Source organism: Pseudomonas sp. Pseusp3, from assembly GCF_047304225.1.
GTDB lineage: Bacteria > Pseudomonadota > Gammaproteobacteria > Pseudomonadales > Pseudomonadaceae > Aquipseudomonas > Aquipseudomonas fluorescens_CD.
In genome coordinates this window covers 22,613-46,855 of record NZ_JBGLYV010000007.1, presented here as the reverse complement: position 1 = coordinate 46,855, position 24,243 = coordinate 22,613, and the positions used below count along the sequence as shown (strand labels likewise).

The following is a 24,243-nucleotide window of genomic DNA, read 5'->3' as shown; positions in this document are numbered from 1 at the left end:
CCGTGTGGCCCTCGTCGCGCTTCCAACAAAAACGTAATTCAGGTGGGTGCAAGCTAATGGCTGCGTACGACTTCATTATCATCGGTGGCGGCATTGTGGGTATGTCCACGGCCATGCAACTGACCCAGGTTTACCCGGACGCACAAATCCTCCTGCTGGAGAAAGAGTCCGGCCCGGCCAAGCACCAGACCGGCCACAACAGTGGAGTGATCCATGCCGGTGTTTACTACACCCCCGGCAGTCTGAAGGCACGTTTCTGCCTGGAAGGGAACAAGGCCACTAAGGCCTTCTGCGACAAGCACAGCATCCGTTACGACGAGTGCGGCAAGCTACTGGTGGCCACCAACGAGCTGGAAATGCAGCGCATGAGCGCGTTGTGGGACCGCACCGAAGCCAATGGTCTGAGGCGTGGATGGCTGTCGGCCGCCGAGCTGCGCGAGCGCGAGCCGAATATCGTCGGCCTGGGCGGTATCTACGTGCCTTCGAGCGGCATCGTGAACTACGCCGAGGTCACCGCAGCAATGGGTCGCGAATTCGAAGCCGCCGGTGGCGAGATCCGCTACAACAGCGAAGTGGTTGCCATCGACGAGCGTCCGGATGAAGTAGTGGTGCGCACTGACACTCTGGAACACCACGGGCGTTTCCTGATCACCTGCTCGGGCCTGATGGCTGACCGCGTGGTGCGCATGCTCGGGATCAAGCCCAACTTCATCATCTGCCCGTTTCGCGGCGAGTATTACCTGCTGCCCAAACAGCATAATCAGATCGTCAACCATCTGATTTACCCGATCCCGGATCCGGCCATGCCATTTCTCGGTGTGCACCTGACCCGCATGATCGACGGCACCGTCACCGTCGGCCCCAACGCGGTGCTGGCAATGAAGCGCGAAGGCTATCTCAAGACCGATTTCTCGCTGTCGGACATGTTCGAAACCCTGACCACCCCGGGCATTCTCAAGGTGCTGATGAAGAACCTGCGTCCCGGCCTGATCGAGATGAAAAACTCACTGTTCAAGGGCGGCTACCTGAAGGAAGTACAGAAGTACTGCCCGAGCATCAACAAGAGCGACCTCACCACTTACCCGGCCGGTGTCCGCGCCCAGGCGGTCTCGCTGGACGGCAAGTTGATCGACGACTTCCTGTTCGTCAACACCGCCCGTAGCGTCAGCGTCTGCAACGCCCCGTCGCCCGCAGCGACCTCCGCGATCCCGATCGGCGCCTACATCGTCGATAAGGTCCGCGAGCAGCTCGCCAGCACAGGCGTCAGTTTTGTCAAATCCGCCAACTCCACTCGGACCGCCCCGATGGCGGCCTCCGTCGCAACCCGCTAACGAGGAATTTCGCGTGCAACTCAACGATCCGAAACTGTTCCGCCAGCAAGCCTATATCGACGGTGCCTGGGTAGATGCCGACAATGGCCAAACGCTTAAGGTCAACAACCCGGCCACCGGTGAAATCATCGGCAGCGTGCCGAAGATGGGCGCGACCGAAACCCGTCGCGCGATTGAAGCCGCTGACAAGGCGCTGCCGGCCTGGCGCGCCCTGACCGCCAAGGATCGCGCCAACAAACTGCGTAAGTGGTTCGATCTGATGATGCTCAACCAGGAAGACCTGGCTCGCCTGATGACCCTGGAGCAAGGCAAGCCACTGACCGAGTCCCGTGGCGAAATCGCTTACGCCGCCTCCTTTCTGGAATGGTTCGGCGAGGAGGCCAAGCGCGTGTATGGCGACATGATCCCCGGTCACCAGGTCGACAAGCGACTGATGGTGCTCAAGCAGCCGATCGGTGTTACCGCCGCCATCACTCCGTGGAACTTCCCTTCGGCGATGATCACCCGCAAGGCCGGTCCGGCCCTGGCCGCCGGCTGCACCATGGTCCTCAAGCCGGCCTCGCAAACTCCTTACTCGGCCCTGGCTTTGGCGGAGCTGGCCGAGCGCGCCGGTATTCCGAAAGGTGTGTTCAGCGTGGTCACCGGCAGTGCCGGCGAAGTCGGCAGCGAGCTGACCGGTAACCCGCTCGTGCGCAAGCTGACCTTCACCGGCTCCACCGAAATCGGCCGTCAGTTGATGGTCGAGTGCGCCAAGGACATCAAGAAGGTCTCGTTGGAACTGGGTGGCAATGCCCCCTTCATCGTGTTCGATGACGCTGACCTGGACGCCGCCGTCGAAGGCGCGCTGGTCTCCAAGTACCGTAACAATGGCCAGACCTGCGTCTGTGCCAATCGCCTGTATATCCAGGATGGTGTCTACGATGCCTTCGTCGAAAAACTCACCGCGGCCGTGGCCAAATTGAACATTGGTAATGGCCTGGAACACGGCATCACCACCGGCCCCCTGATCGACGCCAAAGCCATGGCCAAAGTCCAGGAGCACATTGAAGACGCTGTGAGCAAAGGCGCTCGCGTGGTTGCCGGCGGCAAGCCGCATGCCTTGGGCGGGACCTTCTTCGAGCCGACCGTGCTGGTGGATGTACCGCGCAACGCCGCCGTTGCCAAGGAAGAAACTTTCGGCCCGCTGGCACCGCTGTTCCGCTTCAAGGATGAAGCCGATGTGATCGCCATGGCCAACGACACCGAATTCGGCCTGGCGTCCTACTTCTATGCCCGCGACCTGAGCCGGGTGTTCCGTGTGGGCGAAGCCCTGGAATACGGCATTGTCGGCGTCAACACCGGGATCATCTCCAACGAAGTGGCGCCGTTCGGTGGCATCAAGGCCTCAGGTCTGGGGCGTGAAGGCTCCAAGTATGGCATTGAGGACTACTTGGAAATCAAATACCTCTGTATCGGCGTGTGATCACGGCGGACATTCATCAAGCGTCAAGAGGGGTGGAAATGAACACCCACCAAAGCCTGCAACAACGCCATATGGCCGCCATTCCCCGGAGTTCCTTAACATGAATCGCTCGTATCTTTCTCTCGCCGAAAAGGATGTTCAGCATCAACTGCACCCCTATACGGATGCCCGACTTCACCAGGAAGTAGGCCCGCTGATCATCGAACGTGGCGAAGGCGTTTACGTCTATGACAGCCAAGGCAAGCGTTATCTCGAAGCGATGTCGGGTCTTTGGAGTGTGGCGCTGGGTTTCAGTAATGAGCGCCTGATCAAGGCTGCGGAGCAACAGCTACGCAAACTTCCCTTTTATCACCTCTTCAGCCACAAGGCTCACACACCCAGTATCGAATTGGCTGAGAAGCTGATCGAACTCGCCCCGGTGCCGATGAGCAAGGTCTTCTTTACTAACTCAGGTTCTGAAGCCAACGACACCGTCGTGAAGATGATCTGGTATCGCAATAATGCCATTGGTAAGCCTGGCAAAAAGAAGTTCATCAGCCGTCACAATGCGTATCACGGCATTACTGCTGTCAGCGCCAGTCTGACCGGGTTGCAGGCGAACCAACGTGGCTTTGATGTGCCGCTGCCCGGCTTCTTTCACGTCGCTTGTCCGCACCACTATCGCAATGCCAAGCCTGGCGAGACCGATGAACAATTTGCTGATCGCCTGGCAACTGAACTGGAAAATGTCATCCTCCGAGAGGGCCCTGATACCGTAGCCGCTTTTTACGGCGAACCGCTGATGGGGGCGGGCGGCGTGATCGTGCCTCCGCGCACATATTGGGACAAGGTTCAGGCGGTGTGCCGCAAATATGATGTGCTGGTTGTCGCGGATGAAGTCATTTGCGGCTTCGGTCGTACCGGCAAGATGTTTGGCTGCGAAACCTTCGGCATCAAGCCAGACGTCATGGTAGTTTCCAAGCAATTATCTTCTTCGTATCAACCGATCGCGGCAGTCCTGATCAACGATAAGGTCTTCGAGGGGATTGCCGATCAAAGCCACACCTTCGGTACTCTGGGTCATGGGTTCACCGGCAGCGGCCACCCGGTTGCGACCGCAGTTGCGCTGGAAAACATAAAGATCATCCAAGAAGAGCGGCTTGTCGAGCACGCCTGCGAGTTGGGCGAACAACTTCAAGCCGGACTGGCTCAATTTGCTGATCATCCGTTGGTAGGGGAGGTTAGGGGCTGTGGATTGATCGCTGCTGTGGAGCTCGTTGCGGATCGTCGGACAAAGGAACCGATGGATACGGTTGGGAAGCTGGGGCGCTACCTGGCGGGACGTGCGCAGGAGTACGGCATGATCACAAGGGCGATGGGAGACTCGATCGCATTCTGCCCGCCGTTGATTTCCACGAAAGAAGAAATACAGCTCGTGGTTGATATTTTCAGCCGTGCACTCGACGACACAGACCGCTGGTTTGGCCTGGGTGTCAACCAAAGCATGTGGCATCAGTGGGAGGGCTACACGCACAACTCCTGATAGCGTCACTTGGTGTCATAAAGTCGTATCGGTCATCGGCGCGGCGCAGGGTGCTGGTCGCGCCACGACCTTCGTTTCGTGAGTAAAAAAATGATTCTTCACGGATTACCGGGAAAGACGCTCTTGATCTTCATGAAAAAGAGTTCGCTGTCCGGGTAGCCGTACACCATCCGTTTGATGACCATGATTTATTCCTTTTAATTGACCGGTGTGCATTGACCAATGAACCCGGCTCACAATGCCTCTAGAGGAACCTGTTGTTCCGGCTTCTTCAGGTTCTCTGGATTGCGCAGCAGTAAACAGCGGGCTTGCTTGATAACCTAATAGGGCTGGTTTGTTGTGATGCAGTCGATTGGTCTCGTCGACTCGTACCTGATTGATCCCTGCTCGGCCATATTTGATGACCCCGTAGAAAAGGTTGTAGGCCTACCGTGCTTTCAGGCAATGCTGGCTAACCTCCAGGTCAAAAGCTGTATTCATGTTCACCGCAGCGGCCTCGATTTGAGCTCAGCCCTCTGGCTCCATTCTTCGAAAAATGATCTGACCGCGGTGCGGGTTTTAGACAGGTCCGACAGGCAGGAAACGTGTGGCATGACGCATCAAAGTTCTTGTTTCTGTCGTTCCCGGGCTTCGTGAAGAACCTCAGTGGCTGCGCGACCACCTGCGGCTACGCGAATGACAGTCCTTCTAGAGGTGGTGTTTTTCCATTGCCGCGGCGAGCGAGCACAGCCTTGCCAAGTCGGTTGAGTTGGTTCTGGTGCAATAGCTTGACGGGATAGGCGGCTGGATGGGGGGCGCTTTCGGTAGCGGAGTGCATGGCGACCACCAGCCATCCATGGCAGGAGCTTTCATTCGACGGGATTCTTCCTGAAGCGCATGGGTTGAGATTTGGTTTTTCAAACCAAGATGGAGTCTTGATCAGCACCTTGGCACAGGCCGCTCCACGACGCTCCAATATGACGATGTGTCGATAAGGCTCAGGACGCGCCCCTGTTCGTTGTCCAGGCTCAGGGTACCTCGGATCAAATCACCGGCCAGCCAACTCGGTGTGTTAGCCGCCAGCACTCGACCTTCGGCATTGAGTAACAACGCCTCGTTACTGACCCGCATAAGGCTGCGCACGAGCAAGGGTTCCAGGGAGTGCAGAGAAATATCGGCAGCCGCTACACCAATGAAGCGATCTGCGAAAAAAATAGGAACCGAGAAGGCAACGATGTACTGCTCCGTGCCGTACAAATCCACGAACGGGCCGTCTATGGAGGGCTGCCGGGTTTGCTGGGGGCGGGTGTACCAAGGCATGTGCAGGTAATCGTAAAAACGGTCGCTACGGCTATTAAAATTCAGTGTCAGAGGCTGGATCTCTTCTTTTTGGGTTCGGCACCACCACTCCAGATGCATCTCGCGATCTTCCAGCTCACCAGGAGCGAAGACAACTCCGGCGCCATGAAACTTGAGGCTCTCCGAGTTCAGGACTTTCCGGATAATAGGCAGCAATGGCTTGAGGTCGCCTTGGCTGGGGCGCTTCGTGTTGCAACACAGATGTTCCCAAATGCTCAATACTTGGGCGCTCATATCGTTGAGCCCCTTGAATACGTTACTAATGGAAGCGTTGATCAACGTGGCACATTGGGACAACTCGTTTGCTGACATTTCGTTAGCCATGGCTCTACCTCATGACTCAGAGAAGACAATGCGGTGCCTGCAGTCGGCGAGGTATGCGACGCCGTGCTGCATAGCGAGCGAGTAATTCAGCAATTTTCGTTCCATTCATAAGTCGCCTTCTGCCATTTGTTGTAGTCGTAGGGTGCTTAAGCGGCGAACGCCTCTTGTTACATGTGCTTCTGCCAGGGCGCCCGCCAGATTGGCGTCGTTCGCTACGATGGCTTCCAGGATAGCTCTATGTTCCCGTTCGATGGTCTGTGGATCCGGTTGACCGGCAAACGGCAGCCATAACAGTTCCCCAAGTTCCGCCTGCAAGCGCGCTTCGCTGTGAGTCAGGCGCACAGACTGCGCTGCCACGGCTATTTCGATATGGAATCTGGCGTCGGCTCGTCGGCGGTCTCGCCGCTCTTGAGCGTTGGCCAGAGCGTCGACAAAGCTGCTCAGTCTTGCATGTTGCTCAGGCCCGGCGCGCTGAGCCGCTAGTCGGGCGGCCGCGCCTGAAATGGCAGCGTGTTCATCGGCGAGGTCGCGCAGTTCAAGCGTGCTGATTTCACGAAGTTGATCGAACAGAGACTGATCTGAGGTTTGCGGCGCGGCGCAGATGAAGCTCCCGCCGCTGCGTCCGCGACGGGTTTCGATAACCCCGCGCTCGCGCAAGACCGCCAACGCGTCCCGCAGTGTGACCGTGGCAACGCCGAGTTGTGTGGCCAGGACACTTTCATTGGGGAGCTGTTCGCCTTCTGTGAACAAACCCAGATCGATCATTTCTATCAGGCGACGGGTAACAGACTCCGTTTTACCTTCCTGGTTAAGGCGTATGAGGCTTGAAGTAGGGCTCATGGTTGATTCATTCATGGGCGGCGCCGTTTTACGCCTGTGGCAATAGTCCGATGTAGCGTCAAGCGCGTCCGGATGTGTGTTTCTTTTAAAATTCTATTTCATATTTAATGTTATTTTTGTGCATGTTCGTGTGGTGATTCTAGAGTTTTAACGCATAAAAAGTCAAAAAAATCACCTTAAACCCGCTTTTTTGGGGTTCTCATGGATTAAAAGATATGGTTCCATAGGTTTAAGGCGATTTGAGATCGCATCCATCCGAACCCAGGAGCACTTTTAACCATGAGTCAGTTGACCCGATCAGAGTGGGAAGCCAGAGCCAAGGCGCTGAGCATCGAAGGGCGAGCCTTTATCAATGGCGAATATGTGTCGGCCAGTTCAGGTGCAACCTTCGAGTGCATAAGTCCTATCGATGGGTGTGTGCTTGCCCTGGTCGCGAGTTGCGATGCGGCGGATGCCGATTTGGCGGTAGCCAGCGCCCGGTCGGCGTTCGAGTCCGGCGTTTGGTCACGCCAAGCACCTGCAATGCGCAAGGCCGTGATGGTGCGATTTTCCGAATTGTTGCAGGCCCATGCCGAAGAGCTAGCTCTGCTGGAAACATTGGACATGGGCAAGCCGATTTCCGATTCGCTGTCTGTCGACCTCCCGGGGACCATTGACAGTATCCGCTGGTGCGGTGAGGCAATCGACAAGATCTACGATGAGGTGGCAGCGACCTCGGTCGATCAGCTCGGGCTGGTTACCCGGGAGCCGGTCGGGGTGGTCGCTACTATCGTGCCGTGGAATTTCCCACTGATGATGGCGTCCTGGAAGTTGGGGCCGGCGCTGGCTGCCGGTAACTCGGTGATCCTCAAACCCTCGGAGCGTTCTCCGCTGACCGCTATCCGCATCGCACAGCTTGCTCTGGAGGCGGGTCTGCCAGCGGGTGTCCTCAATGTTCTGCCGGGCTATGGCAACACCGTGGGCAAGGCGTTGGCCTTGCACGGTGACGTTGATACCTTGGCGTTTACCGGGTCTACCCAAGTGGCCAAGCAATTACTGGTTTATGCGGGTGAGTCAAACATGAAACGGGTCTGGCTCGAGGCCGGCGGCAAGAGTCCCAACATTGTATTTGCCGATGTCCCTGATCTGCAGGTGGCGGCCGAAGCTGCAGCGGCAGCCATCGCCTTCAACCAGGGCGAGGTTTGCACCGCCGGTTCACGTTTGCTCGTGCAGGCGTCAATCAAGGAGCGTTTTGTACCAATGGTTGTCGAGGCCATGAAGGGCTGGAAGCCGGGACATCCGCTCGACCCTGATACTAATGTCGGTGCACTGGTGGACGGTCGTCATCTGGAAGGGGTGCTGCAATACATCCAAGAGGGTCAGGTACAAGGTGCGCGGCTATTGCTGGGTGGACATGCGGTACTGGCAGAAACCGGCGGCAGTTATGTCGAGCCGACCCTGTTCGACAATGTCAGCAACTCGATGAAAATCGCCCGGGAAGAGATCTTTGGTCCTGTACTGTCAGTGATCGAATTTGACGAAGCCGAGGATGCGATACGCATCGCCAATGACACCCCTTATGGACTGGCAGCAGCCGTCTGGACGGCTGACCTGTCTCGAGCCCACAACATGGCCCGCGCACTTCGTGCCGGGAGTGTTTGGGTCAACCTCTATGACGGCGGTGACATGATGGCGCCGTTCGGCGGCTTTAAACAGTCCGGTAATGGCCGTGACAAATCCCTACATGCCTTTGATAAGTACACCGAGATCAAGGCCACCTGGATACAACTCTGAGGCACCCCTAGTTAACCGCGCTACGGGCGGGATTGCACCGTCCGATCAACGCCTACTAAAACAAATTCCTTTTTGAAGGATGTTGGAATGAACAGCTCAATAAGTCCCACAGCGGCTGTGGACCAAGACGCGGAGCAACTCCGTGCTCTTGGGTACACCTCGAATTTCGAACGTAGTATGAGTCTGTGGCAAAACTTTGCCCTTGGGTTTACCTATCTGTCCCCGGTGGTAGGGGTCTACACCTTGTTCGGCCTGTGCTTGGCCGCCGGCGGGCCACCAATGTTTTGGTCCTACCTGCTGGTGGGGTTCGGCCAGATGCTGGTGTGTCTGATTTTTTGCGAAGTGGTATCTCAATACCCGATTTCCGGTGGCGTCTATCCTTGGGCCCGTCGTCTGGTCGGCAAAAAGTGGGCGTGGATGGTCGGGTGGATCTATGCCATCTCTCTATGCGTCACCATTGCCGCCGTCGCGCTGGGTGCTGGTCCCTACATCGCTAACCTTCTAGGTTTCGAGTCGTCGCCGGTGACTAATACGTTGGTCGCGCTATTTCTGACGGCCACGGCGACGGTCTTGAATCTCAGTGGTACCAAGCTGTTAGCTCGGGTGGCGATGTTTGGTTTTCTTTGCGAATTGGTCGGGGCTTTGTTGATCGGTGGATACCTACTGATCTTCGAACGCCACCAGTCCTTGAGCGTATTGTTCGACACTTTTGACATTTCCATCGACGGGGCCTATTGGCCAGCCTTCCTTACAGCCTCGTTGGCGGGGATGTTCCTCTACTACGGCTTTGAAGCCTGCGGCGATGTAGCCGAGGAAACTCCAAATCCTAGCCGCCAGGTTCCAAAGGCCATGCGGATGACTATTTGGATCGGCGGCGCCGCCTCGATCTTTGCGGCCTTGGCATTGATCCTGGCAGTGCCTGACATGGCCGCAGTTATTTCCGGACAAGACAAGGACCCGATGTCCACGATATTCGGCGCGGCGTTCGGTCCTGTTGGCTCTCGGGTCGTCATGGCGGTGATTACGGTTTCGTTTGTTTCCTGCGTGCTGAGTTTGCAGGCATCTGCCAGTCGTCTGCTCTATGCCTATGCTCGAGACGAAATGCTCATGGGCAGTAATGTGCTGAAAAAGCTCTCGCCTACGACGCACGTTCCGACCGCAGCCCTGGTGGTGTGTGGCGTGCTGCCGGCGATCATTGTGTGTGTCGGCTTCTACCTTCAGAACGCTATTGCGCTGGTGGTGAGCTTTGCCGCCATCGGTATCTACCTGGCGTTCCAGATGATTGTTGGCGGTGCATTGTACGCCCGTATCCGTGGGTGGAGACCCAAAGGCCAGTTCACCATGGGACGGTGGGGTTGGGTAGTTAACATCGCTGCCCTCTGCTATGGCATGTTCGCCATCGTCAATATGTCCTGGCCGCGTACCCCGGATGCGCCCTGGTACGTGAACTACGGCATCGCACTTGTCGGTGCCATCGTCATCCTCGTCGGTGTCCTATACATGACCCTGTTTCGTCCTTATGAAAAGGGCAGGGCCCCAGCTTCGGATGCTTGGAAAAACCGCTAATTGACATCAATGCCTGCCGCTGAACGCGGCAGGCAACCCCATCTTCTGACAACAAGGTTGAAGGCTATGATGTTTCGAATCCACTCACTACTGTTCGGGCTGCTTCTGGTTTTGGCCAGTCATGCAAGTTTTGCGGCTGGACAAAACACAACCCTTGATGTGGTCCATGACTACATGAAGGCTTGGAATGCTCATAATGCGGATGCCGCGGCCGAGTACTTTTCTGACAACGTTGAGTTCCTCGACGCCTCGGTGGGCACACCTCAGGTTGGTCGCGAAAACGCCAAGACTCAGGTCATTGAAGTGTTCATGCAGGCAGTGCCAGATCTGCAATGGAAAATGTTCGGCGAGCCGATTGTCAACGGCGAGAGCATTGCCTTCGAATGGGAATTCAACGGTACCAATACCGGCCCCTGGAGTACCGAGACCCCGGCCACTCAGCGCCGTCTCAGCTTTAAGGGCGTTAGTTTCATACATCTCAAGAACGGCAAGATTCTCACGCAGCATGACTACTACGACGCCCTTGGTTTTAATAAGCAATTGGGGTGGTGACGGGGGTGTTACAGTTTGCAGTATTAGCGGCAGCCAGCTTACGCAGTGACGTCGCCCACGGCAGGGTGTTGTCGATAATAGCGATCCGTACTTGTATTTAGTGGAGCGTTTTATGTGGGGTAACCTCCGCAGAGAAGCTGTGTTGCGAGGTTTGTCTTACGTTGTCCAGTGAGGGTTTTTCGGCTGGGCAAACTGATAAGCGGTCAGGCATGGGCTGCTTTCAGTAGTAGGCTATTACTCCTGTCTCAACCATGAAAACGCTCAGAAGAGGGCGAGACCATGCCGACTCAGCAATCGGATCAGAACTCACGTGCCCACCGCTGGGCGTATGCCTGTGGCATGTCGATAAAACGCGGGTATCTCAAGTTGATAGCGTTTGAGTCCCGCGTGGCTGAGCGTGCGGTGACGGCAGGTATGCCCGCAGGTAAATTACTTGTTCGCGGGAGCTTCCTGACTGCCAAATTGGCGTTGGTTGGGGGGCTGCTCTTTGTCAGTGTTTGGCTGGTTACTTTTATTGTGATGACGCTGGCTGTCATCACTTTGCTATGGTTCAGGGACTTTATTGGTTCCGATAATCAAGAGGAAAATCCAGGGCCAGACTATCTAGGTGCTGATCTCTACATCGGTGACTTTGACGACAATGGGCATTATATAGGTGACAGCAAGTCATCTAATTGAGCGCTTAGCAGCACCCAATATTTGATCCGTACCTTTGCTCGCTGAATCACTTGCGGCTTTGCTACCGTTCGCCAACATGCCTTGAATTCCGTTGCCAACTGAATATCCTGCCCAACTCATGGCCCCTAGAAACAGCATCGGCAGCACGATGAACATCGCCCCCATCACATACTCAATTACCTGCGCGGTGACCGTCCCATCCATGAAGCCGGATGTGGGCAGCGACAACAGCACCTGATTGGAAGCCGAAACTTGATTGTACAAGGTGTCGAGCATACTGGAGTCGACCCAGCGTGCCAGTTCCCACCAAAAGCTCAGCATGTGCAGTGTGAACAGCGCGAATGTCACGGTCATGGCGGTCTTCAGCTGGTAGGTACTGACCAGCAGAATCAGCGGCAAGCTGATGATGACGCCCATGATCAGGAAAGCCTGCACCATCGGTAGCGCGGCGCGTAACGCATTCATCGCCGGGAAGTTGCTGAAGGAACCCAGTGCCAACCCGGTATTGGTGGCCAGATTATTGAGCCCCTGATTGATCGAGCCGCCGCGAGCGCTGGAGCCATAGTCCTGGTACACCTGTCCGGGCGACATGGACATCGATTGCTGGCGCGGGCTGACCAGCTCACGCAGGGTGGCATCCTCGATCTCGTTGCTCGAATGACCAGTCAACCAACCTTTCAGCTGAGTCAGCAACGAAGGATCGACCTGCTCAATCAAGCGCTCGCGCAACCCGACACCGCTATCACTCCACCACTGCTTGCAGGTGGGGTAGCCCGCGCCATTCTCCAGCCGAGGTAAGGAAACATCGCGGCTTTCGTCATACGGCCAGCTGACTCGCGGTGTGTGTGAATGATCCGTATCGTAGTAGCCGGGCGTGTCGAGAAAATAGCTTGAGCCGATCCAAGATGCGTCGTGACTTTGTGCCTTGTCCAGCTGCGGACGGTTGGTGAACAGTCGAGAACGGGAATAGCCATAGCAGTCGCGAGTGAAGTCGGCGACTTCCTGCAGCAGTACCTGGCTGTCGATGCGCGAACTGTCGATCTCCATGCGCATCTGCCGGATATCCGGTGCGCAGGGGATAGAGGCAGTAGCTGCCGCAGTCACGCCTTTGCTCAAGGTATGCACCAGAAACCACCAGATCGGCACGTTAGCGGAGCGTTCGCCGATGGTATTGAAGGTCGCTCCCCAAGCAGTTTCCGCTGGCTTGGCCACACTGACACCGCAGCGCTGACTCGCCACGTCATCGAACGCTATTGAGGTGAGGCTCAACGGAAAGACGGGCGCGCAGCCGAACAATACGACGATATAGGCCAGCCACAGCCGGTTCTCGATCCGCGGCACCGATAGCAGACCCTTGTTGCCTTCATCCGCGCCTTGCTGACGGGCCGACAACCATTCTTGCAAAATGATTGCACCAAAGGGCGCGGCAAACAGCCCGGTATCGGACAGGACGCTCCAAAGGCCGTTGTTGATGATCCAGGCCAGCAGGGAGAGGTAAAACTCCAGGTAGCTGTTGGTGCTCATGAGCATCGTGGTGGCCTCACAATCGGGTGAGTTCGACGCAGGTAAAGAGCGCGAGCCCTATTGCTCCGATGCTCTTCACGCGCAGTCGATCCTGTGGTCGATGTCGGTAGCGCCGAAGCAGATCCCACCAGAGCGCAAAGAGGGCGCTGTAGAGCAGGGCACGCCACCACCGCAGATAGGGCCGTACGGATTCGAATGCCTGCTGCCAGACCTCGAAACTACCCAGCGCAGTGCGGCCGATCCATGCGACCAGCGCAGCGGTTAAAATCACCACCGCGGCAATCCTCAAACTCACAAGCAAAGTGAATAGCGGTGAGCGTTTCATGGCTCACTTGCGCCTGGCATCAGCATCATTGAGTCGACCGGGCTCGGGGTCGCCTTGCTTGACGGTACGCGAAGCATCAGCACCACCGGTATGCCGATCGAGCGCCAGGCTGGCGGTATTGGTGGCCAGCATCTGCCGGACCTGCAGTTCGGTCTGCAGCAGGCGGATTTCGCTCTCCAAGGCGTCGATGTTTTTCGTCAAGGCGGCCTGTGCCGGCTCGGCGGAGGCGATGTTCGGTTCGTGACTACCCGCCAGCAGCGTGCGCAGTAGCAGCAGTGCCTTGTCGAGCACGCTGGACAGAGCAGTCTCACTGGCCAGGCGTCGCGTCAACAGATCCTGGTCGGGATCGTCGCGCAAGGCTTCAATCACGCCACGGGTCACTGGCAGCATCGGGCTAGAGGCTTTAGCCAGGTTGTCAGGAGTAGGCGGCAGTGAACCTGACAGCATTCCTTGTAAGGTTTTCAGCCGCTCGCTGTAGGCCTCCTGAATCAGTGGCGTCAATCCGCTGCCAGCGGTAGCACGCAGGGTTTCGCAGGTGTCGCAGGTCGCGACTTCGTTCTCGCCCAACACGCGAACGGCCCATTCGGATTCCTCTTGGGGCGAAGCCCATGTCTGGCAAATGGCTCCACCCAAACAGTCACTACTACTAATCGACGTACTGTCATCCACCGTCCGGTTATGCAGCAAGTTGTAGCCCGCGCGCACTACGTCGGAGGTCACCCGAATGGGTGTCTGCCCATTCCCACCAGCCTTCGAACCGCCAACCCAGGACACCCCATTATTGCCGTTATGGGACTCGGTATTTTTCACCGTGGCCACTGCATCACCGCCGGTTTGCTCCAGATTACTCTGCATCTCCTGGTTCTTGGCTAGCGCGCCCCAGCCGGCTTGACCGACCTTGTCCGCCATCTTTTCGGCCATGGCTTGGCAGGTCAGCTTGGAGCGGTCGAAGTCGATACGTCCCTGCATCACCCCGTTGCTCAACAACTCATAGAGGCCGGGATTGGCGCGCTGGATGATCAACGCTGGCAGCGACATCACGGCTTGGGTCGCGTTCTGCACGATGCTGCCCATGATCTGCTGGAAGCCTTCGGTGACGCCATTCAGTTGGTTTTGCAGGGTGTTGGTGAGGCTCATGTTGCCGCACATCATGTTTGCTCGCCATGACCCGCCGACACCGAGACCGCTGGGTCGGTAGAGCGAGCTCGGTGAGCCCACTGCCGAGCCGCCACCGATGGTGTACATCACTCGGTCGTCGAGCACTTCGCCTTGAGTGCCCAGGCGGTAATCGCCTTCGGCGGCGTGGGCATGCGTGTCAAAAGCGAGCAGTCCACAGAGCAACAGACTCAGCACGCCCAACCATGGTCGTGTGATAAGCCGACTCATGATGCACCGCCTTCGAAGTCGATGCTGAACAGAAAGGTCTGCCCCTCACGTTTGCAGCAGCTGTAAGGACGCCACAGCGACCAGGCGTAGCCGCCATCCACGCTCTGTGCCGGATCGCTGGGGAAGATGGCGCACGTGGGCTGAACCTGAGGGTAGAGCAATTGCCATTTGTGGGTCGAAGCGTCGTTTTCAACGATCGGGCCAGGCGGCCAGTAGCCGTCGTGCTTGGCGGGTGTGAGCGGTACATACACATGCGGCTGCCAGTTGCGGGTAATCACATCGCCGGCCCGTTGCGCCATGACTGCTGCTGCCTTGAAATCGTCGGGCTGTACCAGAATACCCTGCCGGGGATAGACATTGCCCCACATGTTTCCCGAGGTCTGACTACCTATTTCACGGATCCCCGGCATGAGCGACTCGGGATAGAAACCTTCTGGGATGCCATAACGCCAGGCCAGTGAGTCCAGGGTGCTCAAGTAGTAGGGCATGAGCGCGGTGGCGCCACTGGCGCAGGAATAGCCGGACTGCGAGGCCAGTTGCGTGGCGGCCCAACCACCTGGATGGCCGATGCTATCGACGTTCTTGAAGCGGGATAGGTTGTCGCGGCGGGTGTTCGACGTGATCAGGTTGCCGCCACCCTCCGCACCACTGATAGGAGAGGAGAGGGTCGCCATCTCGTTCCAGGGGTTGTTGCCGGTGGTGGCGTAGCTTGAGACAACGAGCTCCGGAATGAAATGACGAACCTTGGTTGAGGTTTTGACCTTGCAGCCGACGGGCGTGCAGAGGAGCCAGAAACAAATGCCGACAACCCTGTATTCGAGACAGTTTGGAGAAAGCACGGAGGACGTGATGCTACCGGTGTCCAGCGCCATGCTTGGGCCGCATGCCAGCAGGACGCTCAGCGCCAAGGGCCGTAGCTTTGTGGGCGGGATTGACGAGCAGGCAACAGGCATGATCCAGGCTCTCGGTGTATGGCCTGGGCAGGTTCGGTTAGGGAGTGAAGACTGTCAGTGGAAATTATGAAGGTGGATCTATCGGATTTGTGAGACGCGAGACTATTATTTGACGTGAAGGGCGCTGCGCAGGATATCGGAATCCACAAGTAACTGATCGGCGGTAATTTCGAAAATATTGGCGAGCTTGCACAGGACCAACAGCGACGGATTGCCCGTGCATCGTTCGATTTGACTGACGTAGGTGCGATCCACCTCGGCCATGAGTGCCAGTTGCTCTTGGGTCAGGTTTTTCACGCGCCGCATCAAGCGGATGTTTTCCGCCAGATGAAGACGAAGCTGTTCGTAGTCTTGAGTCATGCGCGCAAATTGCGCCTTGAGGGACTCTCAATCCACGGGATATAGTCTACATTGGTGTGATCTAGGCCATTTGATGCTGAAGTCTGTTATCAAGCATTCATTTGGTTTCGTTATGATTTCGAGGCTGGGTCCAGCGTCTAATAATAAAGTCAGAAATCTAGGGTGTGTATGGACGAAAACTATATTGCAATTCCTGCGGCGGATGGTTGCCCAAGTCTTCTGACACCTTGGGGCAACGAATTCGCCCCAATGATCGAACGTGGTGTGCAATGCGCCCAGGCTTGGCTTGATGCGCCCGGCGAGATTCCACTGTGGTGGGAGCTGGCACAAACACGCAAGACCTTTCCTATCGGTGATTGCCAAGATGCGTTTGAAGCCGCATTCCTGTTGAGGATTCAGCAGCGGCTTCGGAGCGTGCCACAGTAACCCTGTTGCTCATAGGCGATTGCATCGTATTGATCGTCCGTTCGCATTCAACCTGGCGATATCGGTACAGGCCAACTGATTGCAGTTTAAGAACGATCGTCGCTTCTAGCTGCACGTTTTGTCCAACGGCTGAAAGACTCGTCAGGGGATCGCACTTTCCTCAATTGGGCGAGGGCGGTACTTAGCTCAAATGCCGCCGGTTATGCATCGAACGGGAAAATCTCTTGAAAGGTATGGTTCCAGACGCCATTCCTCTAGAATGGGGGCTGACAGAAGTAGCTTTCGCCCTGTTACAAACAGGTTTACGTAGCTAAGATTCTGATTAAGTGCAGATTCTGCACGCTCTGAGAACGTGGAGCGCGATATGAAAGCTGAAAGAGTGTTGAGTGACGATCTGGTGAGTCGACTGGAGGATAAGATCCCGGTCATGGCTGAAGGCGCCATCAATACTGCCTATATCAACGCGCTGGCTGCCGGCCGCAGTGTGATGGAAGTCATGAACGGCATGCTTGTTGAAACGACTGCCGATGGTAAGCACAAGGTCATTCGGGTGGCAAAACCCAAGCACAAAGTAACTCTGGGTGGAGTAATTAAGGTGCGCCGCTGCTCATGACGGTTCCCCGGTTGAGGGTTTTTGCTGGACCCAACGGCTCCGGCAAGAGCACGATGAAAAGTGCCATCCCTTCCCACCTGATTGGTATCTACATTAACCCGGATGAAATCGAGAAGGCTGCCAAAGAGAGCGGTCGTCTGGAATTCAGTGATTTTCAATTGGAAGCTGAGGGCGATGAAGTCCTTGCTTTTCTTAGGGAACATCGACTGGTCAAGTCCTCCCAGCTCGATGAGGAGGTGGCCAAAATAGGCTTTAGTAGCAACGGCCTGAATTTCCAGACGGTCGCGATGAACTCCTATTTTGCCTCGGTGCTTTCTGACTTCATCCGGAACAAACTTCTCGAAGAGCAGCTGTCTTTCACCTTCGAAACGGTGATGTCCAGCGACGATAAAATCGCTTTTATGCTCAAGGCAAGAGCGTCTGGATATCGCACGTACCTCTACTTCGTGGCAACTGAAGATCCCGACATCAATATCAACAGGGTCAGGAACCGTGTAGCGGCAGGTGGGCACCCAGTTCCCACAGAAAAAATTGTCCAGCGCTACGGCCGTTGCCTGAGCTTACTGCCTGCTGCCATTGCCGCTTCGAACCGGGCCTACATCTTCGATAACTCCGGAGCTGACCTGGTGCTGCTTGCCGAAGTTACGGATGGGACTGACCTTGAATTCAAGGTTGATGAGGTCCCTGACTGGTTCATGGATGCCTACGTTGAAAAGGTGTCCAACGGCTAACAGCCGGGGCGGCCAAAGCCGGGAGCCTCTTCCCCTTATGTTGGCTCTATTCCTCGCGTTCTATCGATCCGTTCAGCTACCTGGTAAACCGCCTCCAATTCCGAGCAACCGTTGTTCTGCATCAGTGTCCAGCGCTCGGCCTTTTCCTCAGGCTCGGTCATGGCCAGGGCAAGGTAAAGACTGGGCGGCACAGCCCGAAACAGCGTTTCGAGCTTTTTCGAAAGCACGACCCCTTCGGTGTATTTGCCCGGCTCCTTGCTAGCGGAAAGCAACAGGGCTTTTTGTGCCGGGGTGAGTTTCTTGAAGCGAGCGATTTCTTCAATCTCCGCGGGCGGCATGTTTAAACAAATCCACCATTCGATCATGTTGAGCATGGTCTGCGCAGCAGTGGGGAAGTCGGCAAGGTTTTGCGTCGCCAACCAGAACCACGCGCCGAGCTTGCGCCACATCTTCGTCCCCTTGACCACGAATGGCGCCAGCAGTGGGTTTTTGGTGATGATATGTCCTTCGTCGGTGACCATGATGATAGGCCGGCCCAGATACTGATCGCGCTCGGCGAGATTGTTCACGGTGTTCATCAGGCTGATGTAGCTGATGGACATCTGTGCCTCGTAGCCCTCCCGCGCGTAAGTGGCCAGATCGACAATGGTCACATCGCTCTCGGGCCAAGGTGTGCCCTCGCGATCGAACAGTTCGCCCTCGAAACCCTGGCAAAACAAGTCGATGGACTCGCCCATTTCCTGGGCGCGCTCGCGGCGTTTTTCCGGTAAGTGCGGGTCGGCGGCGACCTGCAGCAAGGCGTCGCGCACATTGCGGGTCAGTACCTGGCGGTCCGCTGCGACACAGGTCTGCGCCGCATCCAGGATGCACTCGCGGATCAGACTGCGATCGGCTCGACTCAAGCGGGCTTCTTCCTTGGCCTCGCCGCCGGTGATCATCAACCGGGTGGTGATTTCCAGTTCGCCGAGAACATCGCGCTGGTCCTCGTGACTGGCTACCGCTTCATCGTCCCACTCATCAACGGAAAGACTCGCCACCTGATCTGGCTGCTCGACCAGACGCCAAGCATCGACAAAGGGGGCGAGGCTGACCGAGGCACCAGGTTTCAATTGGACCTTGTTGACTGACAGGCCCTGTGTCGCGAAGTAGTCGCCCTGCAAGCCGAATGAGTTGCCGGCTTCGACGATAAACAGGCGAGGGCGGTACACCGCCATGACCTGCATCAGCAGGGTGACCAATGTGGCCGACTTGCCGGCGCCGGTGGGCCCAAACAACAACAGATGACCGTTCATGGCCCGGTCCAGGCGTGACAACGGATCGAAGCTCAGCGGCGAGCCGCCACGATTGAACAGGGTGATGCCCGGGTGGCCGGTGCCGGTGCTGCGGCCCCAGACCGGAACCAGGTTCGCCAGGTGCTGGGCGAACATTAGGCGCGTGTACCAGTTGCGCGTGTCGCGGGTCGGGTTGTAAGCCATCGGCAACCAACGCAGGTAGCTGTTGCAGGCGGCGACTTCATCGCCTTCGCGTACCGGTTGCAGCCCCGCCCCCAGCAGCGCGTTGGCCAGGCTGACAGAGCGCAGGTGCAATTGCTGCTCATCGTGACCGCGCACGTAGAACGCCAGGGTGCCGCGGTACAGCTTGTGCTGGCGACCGATGATCGCACGAGCCTCTTCAACATCTTGGCGGGTCTGGGTCGAGGCCAGGTTTTCACCGATGGCTTTGCGGGCCAGGCGGTTCAACTGATCCTCGAGTACATCCTGTGGTTTGACCACTAAGGTCAGACTCATCACCGTACCTACGGGTAACTGGTCGAACAGGGCATTCACCGCGTCGCCCTTGCGGGTTTCTCCGGTGATTTGACCAATCGATGGTGTCCGCCGCAGCTTGTCCACCACCATGACCCGGTGGGGCTGGTCGTCGAAATACCAGAGTCCGCGTTGGACATCCGAACGCGGTTCGTTGAAGAACAGTCGCTCTGTAAAGTCATGATCAAAGGGCAGATCCAGCGACTCACTGTCACCCGACTCCGGATAGGCCACACGGCGGTAGAACTCCTCGGGTGCATCATTGGTGAGCGTGGGCGCAGGATTGAACCAGGGTACTAACCAGGCATAAAGACCTCTGCCATCGACTCGCGTCGTTTGCACCCCGCATGCCTGCAATGAAGCAGCGACACGTTCGCAAGCCTGATGCAGGGATTGCACCGGAGTGAGTTCCGTCTCCTGCGCATCTGACTCAAGCCAGCGATAGACCACCAGGCGCACCCTCCGGTTGTTACCGCGCCAGGGTAGGCGGGTAACCACCTTATCTTCAAACAGACCACCGGGCTTGGCGATGGCCTTTAGATGACGGCGGCTGAGCTCCAAATACGCCTCGGTGAAGACCGTGCCTCGCGCGCTGTCCTGAATATAGTCAGTGAGCCGGGTCAGGTAGGGGGTGAAGTCGTTGTCGTCCTGGCAGAAAAACTGCGCCACCCAAGGCGCTTGATCCAACTCGTCAAAGCTATCTTGCAGGGCGTCTTCGAGGGCGTCGCGGGCCGCCATCAGCCAATCGGGTTCGCGCCCTTCAGTGCCGATGGGCAGCAACTCGAACACCGCACCCACCGAGCGATTGTCATCCAGCAGAAAACACTGTTCGGTGTCGAGGTACTCGACCCAGGGCAGGTGATCGGTGAAGCTGGGGTTATGCGCATACAGTGCGGCTTCATCGGCCAACGTGGCGCGAGGGCGTAATGAATTGCGCCAGGCTTTCCACGCGGCAGTGCGGTTGCCCGAATCGCCGGTACGCACTACAAGTCTTCCTGACGTTCACCAGGCAATGCGTACTGCACACGTTGGTAGAACGGAAAGACGGTCGAGTAACCCGGGACCGGTGCCTGCTCGGTACCGCTCAAATGCGGATACACGTACAGCACCAGATCGGGATTGGGCAGGCGAGGGAACAGGTTGTGGATCTCGTTCGCCGCGGTGCGAGTGTACGGTTCCTGAAAAGAAATGGAGCTATCTGCCTGGGCCATCGGACGGCGTAGCTGCTGCCGAGCATCCAGCAGTTGCTGCTGAGTGCCTTGCGAACCAGCACCGTTCCAGATGTCCAGCATGGTTTGCTCGCCATGGGGCAGAAGCGTGTCCTTGTCGGTGGAACACCCCGTCAGGACCCAGCAGAGCACGCTAATCCAGGTCAGGCAGGGAGGCATGGTCTTTTTCATGGCGAACGCTCCGGCCCTTGGGCTCGTAGTCGATGGTGATCTCATGGTCGAGGTGCAGGGCGACGTGTGCTGCAGGTGGCACATACACGGCAGCAAAGGCTTCGCCATACAGTTTGTTGACCCACTCGCGGATGTCGCTGACCCCACCACTGAGAATTGAATTCAGCGCGCTGTTGCCACTGCTGCTGGTAACCCCGAGGGTACTGCCACCCGAACTAATCACACTGCTGTTGTTCTGCTCATCCCCGAGCAAGGCGGCGACACCCGCACCAGCCGCAGTGATCAGGCTCTGGCTGCCGAGGTACTGCTGGGCGTTCGAGCGGCGCTCGCCGGTGATGCAAGGAATGCCATACGGATCGGACAGGTAGCCGAGTCCGCCACGGATCTTGTCGGTGCTTGAACTCTGGGTGTTGGAGGCATTACGGCTGGCTACCACCTTTGGCTGAGGCACCGTGCGGATAGTGCCATCGGTAAACACAAAGGTGATTGACTCGACTTGCCCGCGCACACAGGACAGAGTCCAGTCACCGGACGCCGTGCCGCTCATTACGGCACCTGCGACGTCCGGCAGGTCGATGCCGTTGGCGGTCAGGTTCTCGGGGCCGACCAGCACCTTGAAGGGATAGGGATCATTCACTGTGCCGTCTACCGGGACTCGGCCGATCAGTGCGGTCATGGCGACCGAGCCCATCAATGTCGCGTTTTCAGGAATGGTGTAGACCGGCTTCGCACCTTCGGTACGATCAGCGGATCGTGTCAGGTCACGTTCACCCTGGGTGACCGCACGTAGCTGTTTCTGGCTGCGATCAATAGCGTTATCTTTCAAGCCCTCCAGTGAGTTGAAGGCGGTAGGCAGACTCAGTGCGGAGGAGGTCTTGGTTTTGCCTCGGGCGTCGGTGGGCGGAGCATCCGAGGGTTCAATCCACTGCAGCGCATCATTGGCAGAATGTTGCCCGTCGAACTGAGCCCCATCGCCAGGCTCAAGCCCCAATCCGATCGGCATGTCCTTGCTTTTGCCGGTCAGCCCCGACAACTGTTCCTGCAATTGCGTCAGCAGACCACGGGCCTGGCGGCTGTCTTGTTCCGCTTTGAGTCGGGCCTCGTTGGCTTGTCGGCGGCCTTCGTCGACCTGCTGGGTCACGCTGCCAAGCGCGGTCTGGATACGCGAATCGACGCTGTTTTCCCGCTCGCGCAGGCGGTTGTTCTCCGTCTGCAGTGAATCGTTGTGTTTCTTCAACCCGAGCATGTCGCTGCGCATGGCCTTCACCTGACCGACCAGGGTGGCGACCGTATCGCGTGGGGTATCGCCAGCAATGCCGAGCGACTTGGCTTGCTCGGCGGATAACTGAAGGTTGCCCTGATCAACTGGGTGCTCTGGGGAGGGCGTGCTACTCCCCACGACCCAGGTTTTCAGGATGATCACCACCACGGCCAGTAGCGCAGCCGGTACCAGCCATTTGAGCAAGGCGTTAGCTTTCATCGTCAGCACCTCGCGCAACGGGCGGGAGCAGCACGGCTTGTTCGAGGTCGGCACCGCGAGTGACGAGGTAGGCGATCGTGGTGTCCTCAGCACTGCCGACGGGCCCGAGGAAAGCATGTTGGAAGGCCGCAGCGAACAGCTTGGCCTGAAGCCGACGCGGATCGAGTTGCACCGTCGCTGAACCACGATTGCGCAACTTCACCGCCGTCACCCAGTAATCACCGAGTCGCCAGGCTGCTATAGGTGTGCTGGACACGTGTTCGGTTGGCAGCAGGGTTGGCAGTTCGCTGCGCAGCTTGAGCGGTACGCGGTGTACGCCGGGCAGGGATTCTACAGTGCGCAGCGGCGCGTACAGGCTCTGTGCGGCGTAGCGCGTCAAAGCGACTGGGATCGGCGTACGATCTGGAACAGGGACGTTGCTAGATTCCGTCTCGGTAGCCTGCACCTGAGCATTCTTGAGAATACGCACTGGCTCCAGTGGTTGATCACCAGGTGTGGTCGCGATATCCAGCAGGATGATCTCGCCCGTCGCGACCGATTGCAGTTGCAGTCGGGTCGGGGCAATGGCTTGCGACGCGCGCAGGTACAGCGTGCCGCCAGTTGATTGCACGCGCAGCTTGCCCGTGAGGGTTGAGGGTACGCCGACTCGAACATCCTCATTGATAAAGACCACTCGTTCTTGATTGATCACCAACGGGACCGCGAGGGGTAGGCGTTCCCAGCGCATCAGCTCGACGGCCTGCGCTGCAGCTCCCCATAGCATCAGTGCGACGGTGAGTCCCTGGGTAGACATCCACTTCATGGCTCAACTCCAGGCAGGGAGATTTTTTGCGGCGTGCCTTGATAACAATCCAGTGCCAGTCCCCACTTGTTGCGCTCGGGATCCAGGTCGAAACGCACTACGCGTAATGGATAACGCACCACCACCCGTTTCACCGGTTCGGCGGCGTAATACTCATCGGCGTTGAGGTCGAGCTTGACCAACCAGCTGTCGCGGTCGAGTTGCTTGACCCTGAGTTCTGGATCCTCGCTGTAGCCACGGCCCAGAATTTCGTAGACGCCACGCACCCGCTGGCGCAGCTCGCCAGCAGCCTTGCGGTACTCATAATCGCCGTCGAGAAAGGCTTTGCAGGCGGGTGTCAGGTAGGACTGCAAGCCATAGATGGCGCGTCGATAATCCAGCTCGCCATCCGAGGGCCAGCGGTTGAGTTGGCCAAAGATGTACAGGGCAAAGGCATAGACATTCTCTGAGGGGATATCCCACCACTTGCGAGTGCTGCCCGAGCGCAGATCCGGTGGCACGTGTACGGTCAGATCGGTCGGTGCCGAGCGCCAGCCATACCAGAGTCCGGCACAGATCAGAGCCAGAATCACCACTGCCAGGCGCAGGCTGAAGATATGGGCCTGCTGGGCATCCACCTTGTTTCGAAATCGGCTCATCGCTGCCACCGGGGCAGGGCAGGACGCAGCCGACGCGAACGACGGACCGTCCATGCGCCGGAGTGCAGGATCAAACTCCCGCGACTCAGGCGCCAACGGCTGACGAGTATCCATTCGAGCTTGCGGTACAACCAGGTCTCGGGGCGAGCCCGTTTGGCCCGACGCAGTAGAGTGCCTCCGACCAATAACACCACCGCCATGCTTGCGATCATGCTTGTCGGTGCCACAGCAATGGAGGCGGTGGCGAACGCCAGAGGAACGCCCAATAGCAGGCCAATGAGGGCGCCGGTGCCAAGCGCTACCCATATCTCATCATTGGTCAAACCGCGTAATACGGCGGGATCACGATTGAGTCGCTCAGGCAGAAAGACCAAGGTGCCGTCGACAAGGCGTTCGATAGTGTCGTTCATGCCA

The 24,243-nt window shown here is 57.6% G+C and carries 23 protein-coding genes; 10 read left to right on the top strand and 13 right to left on the bottom strand.

What is annotated here, in order from left to right; all coding sequences use genetic code 11:
• The first annotated feature begins 56 nt into the window (after positions 1-56).
• From lhgO to ACCD00_RS04240, 3 genes are all read left to right on the top strand, one after another.
• A complete protein-coding gene (gene lhgO, locus ACCD00_RS04250) occupies positions 57-1,331 on the top strand; it encodes an L-2-hydroxyglutarate oxidase (protein ID WP_413422183.1) in 1,275 nt (424 codons plus the stop codon).
• Positions 1,332-1,344: 13 nt separating this feature from the next.
• Complete coding sequence (gene gabD, locus ACCD00_RS04245) at positions 1,345-2,793, top strand: NADP-dependent succinate-semialdehyde dehydrogenase (protein ID WP_413422181.1); 1,449 nt, start codon at positions 1,345-1,347, stop codon at positions 2,791-2,793.
• A 100-nt stretch (positions 2,794-2,893) separates the two neighbouring features.
• A complete protein-coding gene (locus ACCD00_RS04240; protein ID WP_413422179.1) occupies positions 2,894-4,315 on the top strand; it encodes an aspartate aminotransferase family protein in 1,422 nt (473 codons plus the stop codon).
• 918 nt (positions 4,316-5,233) lie between these two features.
• On the opposite strand, the gene ACCD00_RS04235 is transcribed toward ACCD00_RS04240, so the two are convergent.
• Both ACCD00_RS04235 and ACCD00_RS04230 read right to left on the bottom strand, forming a co-directional pair.
• Positions 5,234-5,977: a histidine kinase gene (locus tag ACCD00_RS04235; protein WP_413422177.1), complete on the bottom strand. Its 744-nt coding sequence runs from the start codon at positions 5,975-5,977 to the stop codon at positions 5,234-5,236.
• A 105-nt stretch (positions 5,978-6,082) separates the two neighbouring features.
• Positions 6,083-6,817, bottom strand: coding sequence for a FadR/GntR family transcriptional regulator (locus ACCD00_RS04230; protein WP_222590372.1), 735 nt, complete (start codon positions 6,815-6,817; stop codon positions 6,083-6,085).
• A 279-nt stretch (positions 6,818-7,096) separates the two neighbouring features.
• Here ACCD00_RS04230 and ACCD00_RS04225 point away from each other — a divergent pair, with 279 nt between their 5' ends.
• From ACCD00_RS04225 to ACCD00_RS04210, 4 genes are all read left to right on the top strand, one after another.
• Positions 7,097-8,590, top strand: coding sequence for an aldehyde dehydrogenase (locus ACCD00_RS04225; RefSeq protein ID WP_413422175.1), 1,494 nt, complete (start codon positions 7,097-7,099; stop codon positions 8,588-8,590).
• Positions 8,591-8,677: 87 nt separating this feature from the next.
• Positions 8,678-10,156: an APC family permease gene (locus ACCD00_RS04220; RefSeq protein WP_413422173.1), complete on the top strand. Its 1,479-nt coding sequence runs from the start codon at positions 8,678-8,680 to the stop codon at positions 10,154-10,156.
• A gap of 66 nt (positions 10,157-10,222) precedes the next feature.
• Entirely contained in the window at positions 10,223-10,708 is a 486-nt protein-coding gene (locus ACCD00_RS04215; protein WP_413422171.1) for an ester cyclase, read from the top strand.
• A 279-nt stretch (positions 10,709-10,987) separates the two neighbouring features.
• A complete protein-coding gene (locus ACCD00_RS04210) occupies positions 10,988-11,386 on the top strand; it encodes a DUF3742 family protein (protein WP_413422169.1) in 399 nt (132 codons plus the stop codon).
• On the opposite strand, the gene ACCD00_RS04205 is transcribed toward ACCD00_RS04210, so the two are convergent.
• From ACCD00_RS04205 to ACCD00_RS04185, 5 genes are all read right to left on the bottom strand, one after another.
• Positions 11,375-12,916: a conjugal transfer protein TraG N-terminal domain-containing protein gene (locus ACCD00_RS04205; protein ID WP_413422167.1), complete on the bottom strand. Its 1,542-nt coding sequence runs from the start codon at positions 12,914-12,916 to the stop codon at positions 11,375-11,377. The two genes, ACCD00_RS04210 and ACCD00_RS04205, sit on opposite strands and share 12 nt — an antisense overlap.
• Positions 12,917-12,926: 10 nt before the next feature.
• Positions 12,927-13,235 carry a hypothetical protein gene (locus tag ACCD00_RS04200; RefSeq protein ID WP_413422165.1) on the bottom strand — a complete coding sequence of 103 codons (309 nt, stop codon included), beginning with the start codon at positions 13,233-13,235 and terminating at the stop codon, positions 12,927-12,929.
• 3 nt (positions 13,236-13,238) lie between these two features.
• Positions 13,239-14,621, bottom strand: coding sequence for an integrating conjugative element protein (locus ACCD00_RS04195; protein ID WP_413422163.1), 1,383 nt, complete (start codon positions 14,619-14,621; stop codon positions 13,239-13,241).
• Positions 14,618-15,574, bottom strand: coding sequence for a TIGR03756 family integrating conjugative element protein (locus ACCD00_RS04190; RefSeq protein ID WP_413422161.1), 957 nt, complete (start codon positions 15,572-15,574; stop codon positions 14,618-14,620). Before ACCD00_RS04190 ends, ACCD00_RS04195 begins: the two co-directional genes overlap by 4 nt.
• Positions 15,575-15,679: 105 nt before the next feature.
• Positions 15,680-15,934 carry a helix-turn-helix domain-containing protein gene (locus ACCD00_RS04185; protein ID WP_222585610.1) on the bottom strand — a complete coding sequence of 85 codons (255 nt, stop codon included), beginning with the start codon at positions 15,932-15,934 and terminating at the stop codon, positions 15,680-15,682.
• 168 nt (positions 15,935-16,102) lie between these two features.
• Here ACCD00_RS04185 and ACCD00_RS04180 point away from each other — a divergent pair, with 168 nt between their 5' ends.
• The 3 genes from ACCD00_RS04180 (at position 16,103) to ACCD00_RS04170 (ending at position 17,704) form a co-directional block, all read left to right on the top strand.
• On the top strand, positions 16,103-16,360 hold the full coding sequence (locus tag ACCD00_RS04180) for a LasR-specific antiactivator QslA (protein ID WP_222585611.1): 258 nt from the start codon (positions 16,103-16,105) through the stop codon (positions 16,358-16,360).
• 364 nt (positions 16,361-16,724) lie between these two features.
• Positions 16,725-16,973 (top strand): hypothetical protein, encoded by a 249-nt coding sequence (locus tag ACCD00_RS04175; RefSeq protein WP_413422158.1) that lies wholly within the window; start codon positions 16,725-16,727, stop codon positions 16,971-16,973.
• Positions 16,970-17,704, top strand: coding sequence for a zeta toxin family protein (locus ACCD00_RS04170; RefSeq protein WP_222585612.1), 735 nt, complete (start codon positions 16,970-16,972; stop codon positions 17,702-17,704). The genes ACCD00_RS04175 and ACCD00_RS04170 overlap by 4 nt, the downstream gene beginning before the upstream one ends.
• 35 nt (positions 17,705-17,739) lie before the next feature.
• On the opposite strand, the gene ACCD00_RS04165 is transcribed toward ACCD00_RS04170, so the two are convergent.
• From ACCD00_RS04165 to ACCD00_RS04140, 6 genes are read right to left on the bottom strand one after another with little or no spacing between them, the layout of a single operon-like run.
• A complete protein-coding gene (locus tag ACCD00_RS04165) occupies positions 17,740-20,493 on the bottom strand; it encodes a conjugative transfer ATPase (RefSeq protein WP_413422156.1) in 2,754 nt (917 codons plus the stop codon).
• A complete protein-coding gene (locus ACCD00_RS04160; protein ID WP_413422154.1) occupies positions 20,493-20,909 on the bottom strand; it encodes a TIGR03751 family conjugal transfer lipoprotein in 417 nt (138 codons plus the stop codon). Before ACCD00_RS04160 ends, ACCD00_RS04165 begins: the two co-directional genes overlap by 1 nt.
• Entirely contained in the window at positions 20,872-22,389 is a 1,518-nt protein-coding gene (locus ACCD00_RS04155) for a TIGR03752 family integrating conjugative element protein (protein ID WP_413422152.1), read from the bottom strand. Before ACCD00_RS04155 ends, ACCD00_RS04160 begins: the two co-directional genes overlap by 38 nt.
• Complete coding sequence (locus ACCD00_RS04150; RefSeq protein ID WP_413422150.1) at positions 22,379-23,191, bottom strand: TIGR03749 family integrating conjugative element protein; 813 nt, start codon at positions 23,189-23,191, stop codon at positions 22,379-22,381. The genes ACCD00_RS04155 and ACCD00_RS04150 overlap by 11 nt, the downstream gene beginning before the upstream one ends.
• On the bottom strand, positions 23,188-23,829 hold the full coding sequence (locus tag ACCD00_RS04145; RefSeq protein ID WP_413422148.1) for a PFL_4703 family integrating conjugative element protein: 642 nt from the start codon (positions 23,827-23,829) through the stop codon (positions 23,188-23,190). Before ACCD00_RS04145 ends, ACCD00_RS04150 begins: the two co-directional genes overlap by 4 nt.
• A complete protein-coding gene (locus tag ACCD00_RS04140; protein WP_413422146.1) occupies positions 23,826-24,239 on the bottom strand; it encodes a TIGR03750 family conjugal transfer protein in 414 nt (137 codons plus the stop codon). The genes ACCD00_RS04145 and ACCD00_RS04140 overlap by 4 nt, the downstream gene beginning before the upstream one ends.
• Positions 24,240-24,243 lie beyond the last annotated feature (4 nt).